Genomic DNA, 3,455 nt, shown 5'->3' with positions numbered 1-3,455 from the left:
GGGAGACTCGAGGTCCGACCTTGCGAGTCTCCCGCCCCGCCGCGCTGTTTCACGTGAAACACGAAATGCCGACCGGAGGCCTGAGACCCGGGCTCAGAACCCGGGCTCAGAGCTTGCGCACCTTCCACACCACTTCCGCCGGCCACTTCTCCGCCCAGTTCCGGTCGAGGGCTTCCTTGAAGTAGGTGGCACCGTCGGCCGGGGCGAGGGGTTCCACCAGCCGTTCGATGGAGAACCCGCAGTCGCGGAACATGTCGATCCACTGGGCGTAGGTGGAGTGGAAGACCACCACATCGCCGCCGTACTTCATCCGGGCGTCGCCGTACGGATTCGCGAGGTGCTCGCCGACCGTGCCGCTCTGGTTGTCGAAGCACATCTGCAGAAGCGGGGAGTAGGTGCACAGCCCGAGGATGCCGCCGGGACGGAGCACCCGGTGGGCTTCCTGGAGCAGGCGCTGGGGTGGGGAGAAGTCGAACGCGCCGTGGTCGCAGAAGGCCGCGTCGAAGACCCCGGAACGGAACGGCAGGCGCTCCGCGGCGGCTTGGACGAAGCCTGCGGCTCCTTCGCCGAGGGCGCGCGAGAGCTGGCCGGAGGAGAGTTCGACGCCGTAGGCCTCGTGTCCGGCGCGGGCGAACCCGGTGGTGTCGTGCCCGATGCCGCAGCCGAGGTCGATGATCCGGGAGCCGGCCGGGAGGTCATCGGTGAAGATCTTGAGGTCGCTCTCCGGAAGGTGCCAGATCCCCCAGGACGGGTGTCTGTCGGCGTCGAAGTGCTCGGGGTGGGCATCGTGGTAGAGCTCGCTGTTGGAATCCCAGTACTGCTCGTTGACCTTCAAGTAGTTGATCTTTGCCATCGCTTGTCCTCAGTCTTGCGGGAGTTCGCACACCGACAGGTCGGCCCAGCCGGACGGCGGGCTGACGTAGTTCTTCACGCGTAGCCGGGCCGCCGACCTGAGCCGTCCGACCAGGCAGACTTCGCCGGTCGCGCTCAGCAGCTGTTCGGCCTCGGCGCAGTGGCCGAGGCGGTCCTGGAGGTCGTCCGCTGCGAGAGCCCGGTGCACGATGTCCTTGAACGCGGACGCGGGCCCTCCGGGAAGCTGGGCCGCCGGGCGGCGGGCGAAGGGGAGGAGGAGGGCGGCCGGGTCGGGCCAGGGCGAGGCCATCAGCACGAGGCGGAAGTCTTCGCGGTGCGTGGTGTGGAGTTCGGTGAGATAGGCCCGGTAGTCGATGGCCTCGGGCCGGAGGGTGAGTCCGGTGTTCTCGCCGATCTGGTCGGCGAGGATCTGTGCCGTCTCCCGGTTCGGTGAGAAGTCCGGGAAGACCAGTCGGGCGGGGGTGCGCCCGGGCGCCGGCAACCGTTCGTGTACCGCGCGGGCTGGTGCGACAGGTGGTCGATGGGGGTCCCACATGCCCGTTAAGGAGTCCAGTGGGCTGAGGGCGCCGTGCAGCCTGCGCGACAGGTCCCGGCGGTCGAGGGCGGCGGCGACGGCGTTCTTGTGTGCCTCGGCCATACCGCTCGGCGGCAGGAGGGCGACGGCGATGTCGAGGTCGTCGACCTGGAGATCCGGGTAGTCGGCGCGATGTGCCCACCGGGCCACGGGGAACGTCGTCGGGCAGGTGATGTCGACGGCTCTTCGGTCGTAGAGGCGCTGTCCGTGCTCGGCGCCGGACGACAGGACGTAGGTGACATCGGGCCAGGGGCCGGTGGCTCGCAGGCGGATTTCACCGGACGGGCCGTCGGCCAGGGTGTAGGCGCCGCTGGTGACGGCCGGGTCGCTGTGCCGGGGGCCGAAGACGGGGTTGGCCAGGAGCGCGGGCAGATTGCCGACGGGCCGGCGGGTGGTCAGCAGCAGCCGGTCGGGGTCGAGGGGCTGGAGCTGCTCGATGAGCGACACGAGCCAGGCGAAGGGGCCGGCCTGCCTGGCGACTGCCGCGATGTGCCGGGCGATGTCGCGAGCGTGGATCGGCCGGCCGTCGGACCATTGCGCACCGGGCCGCAGGGCGAAGTCCCAGCGTTTCTCGTCCAGGCGGAGCGCGTTGTGCAGCAGACCCGGCCTCAGGGTGCGGTTGGGGCCTTCCACGAAGAGCGGGCGGGCGAGCTGGCGTGTGACCGTCAGGCCGGTCCAGTCGTCGGCCGCGCCGTAGAGGCCCGACGGAATCAGGTCCGTTTCCACACGGATCGGCTTGGACATGCCGCTTCCCCTTTGGCGCGATACTGCTGCGTCTTTGGCGCGAACCGCATCGCTAGGGCGAGGTACAGCCGCTCAAAGCCTTCACCACAGCATGCCGAGCGCCCGCTTATGGGGCCTGGGCGATGATATTACCGGTTTCGAAGTCGATGATTTTTCGTGCGTCGTATTCGACGAGCTCGGTGATGCCCGCCAGATGATGAATGATCGCAGCGGCCATCCAGGCACCGACGATGGTGTTGTTGGGGCCGAAGGAATAGCGCGTGCTCCGTAGATTCCCGGCATCATTCTCCGGCGCGGCGTCGGCGCGCACCGGAAAAGAGAGCTGATCGGGAGTAACGGTCGATCTCCCCGGGGCGAAGAGCGGCCCGTAGAAGCCCCTCTGCATGCCGACACCACCGAATATCGACGGTATATTCCGGCGCCAGGCCGATTCGGCCACCGCATCGGAGATGCTGCCGATCGGCTGGTCGATGCAGACGGCGATGACATCGACGTCCGCATGCGTTTCCAGGACCTCGCCGATTTCCGGTGCTGATCCGACGAACCGGTCGACGAGCGAGATGTCGGCGTCCGGCACACGGTCACGGATATAGGTGCGGGCCGCGTCCAGTTTGGGTTCGCCCACGGCTGCCCTGGGAAAGGTGAACTGACGGTTCAGGTTGTTCAGCTGCACCTTGTCGGCATCGAGCAGGACGAAGCGCCTGACCCCGGCTCCGATGAGGTGCTGGAGGATCACGCTGCCGGTGCCGCCGACGCCCATGACCATGACCTTGGCACCGCAGATGCGGCGTTGTGCCTCGTCAGGGCGGTGTGTGTGCAGAGCCAGATGTCCCCACTGCCGGGCATGGACACTGTCGTCGCCCGCGGGCCCCGAGGGCGACTCGATGAGAAGACCGCGTTTCCGAAGGGCTCTGACAAGGCCCGCGCATTCGGGGTCACGACGCGTCAGCGCTTCGAGGGCTGCGTTCTCGCAGCCGCCGTCGAGGGCTTCCAGCAGCCGGCTGACCGTGCCCTTGCCGTCATCGAGGACGTATTTCTTCTTCTCGCCCTGGAATGTCACCGTGCCGTCGGCCGATTCCAGTTGCCAGGCCGGGTTCAGCCATACACGCATAGTGCGCGAACACATCCTCGAGGCAGGATCGGATACCACTCAGGGATGCACGGAGCGGGAGTGGGGGCCCCGGTTTTAGGGGGGGCCCGCCCCCCCACCCCCCGGTGGGGTATAAAAAAAAGAGACGGGCGGCGGAAGTATGAGTGTTTTTGT

General features: G+C 67.7%; 3 protein-coding genes. All 3 read right to left on the bottom strand.

All coding sequences use genetic code 11. The features are described from left to right. Positions 1 to 106: 106 nt before the first annotated feature. The 3 genes from ACWIF2_RS40240 to ACWIF2_RS40230 all read right to left on the bottom strand — a co-directional run bounded on the left by ACWIF2_RS40240 (position 107) and on the right by ACWIF2_RS40230 (position 3,302). Positions 107 to 853, bottom strand: coding sequence for a class I SAM-dependent methyltransferase (locus tag ACWIF2_RS40240; RefSeq protein WP_454366616.1), 747 nt, complete (start codon positions 851 to 853; stop codon positions 107 to 109). 9 nt (positions 854 to 862) lie between these two features. After that, positions 863 to 2,191, bottom strand: a complete 1,329-nt coding sequence (locus ACWIF2_RS40235) for an ABC transporter substrate-binding protein (RefSeq protein WP_454366614.1) — start codon at positions 2,189 to 2,191, stop codon at positions 863 to 865. Between the two features lie 106 nt (positions 2,192 to 2,297). Beyond that, positions 2,298 to 3,302, bottom strand: coding sequence for a ThiF family adenylyltransferase (locus ACWIF2_RS40230; RefSeq protein WP_454366612.1), 1,005 nt, complete (start codon positions 3,300 to 3,302; stop codon positions 2,298 to 2,300). Between the last annotated feature and the right edge of the window lie 153 nt (positions 3,303 to 3,455).

It is taken from the genome of Streptomyces sp. NPDC055506 (genome assembly GCF_053643595.1).
This window is presented reverse-complemented; position numbering and strand designations above follow the sequence as displayed.

Coding starts and splice junctions, on each gene's coding strand:
- ACWIF2_RS40240 (WP_454366616.1), bottom strand. CDS start 853: ATGGCAAAGATCAACTACTTGAAGGTCAACGAGCAGTACTGGGATTCC.
- ACWIF2_RS40235 (WP_454366614.1), bottom strand. CDS start 2,191: ATGTCCAAGCCGATCCGTGTGGAAACGGACCTGATTCCGTCGGGCCTC.
- ACWIF2_RS40230 (WP_454366612.1), bottom strand. CDS start 3,302: ATGCGTGTATGGCTGAACCCGGCCTGGCAACTGGAATCGGCCGACGGC.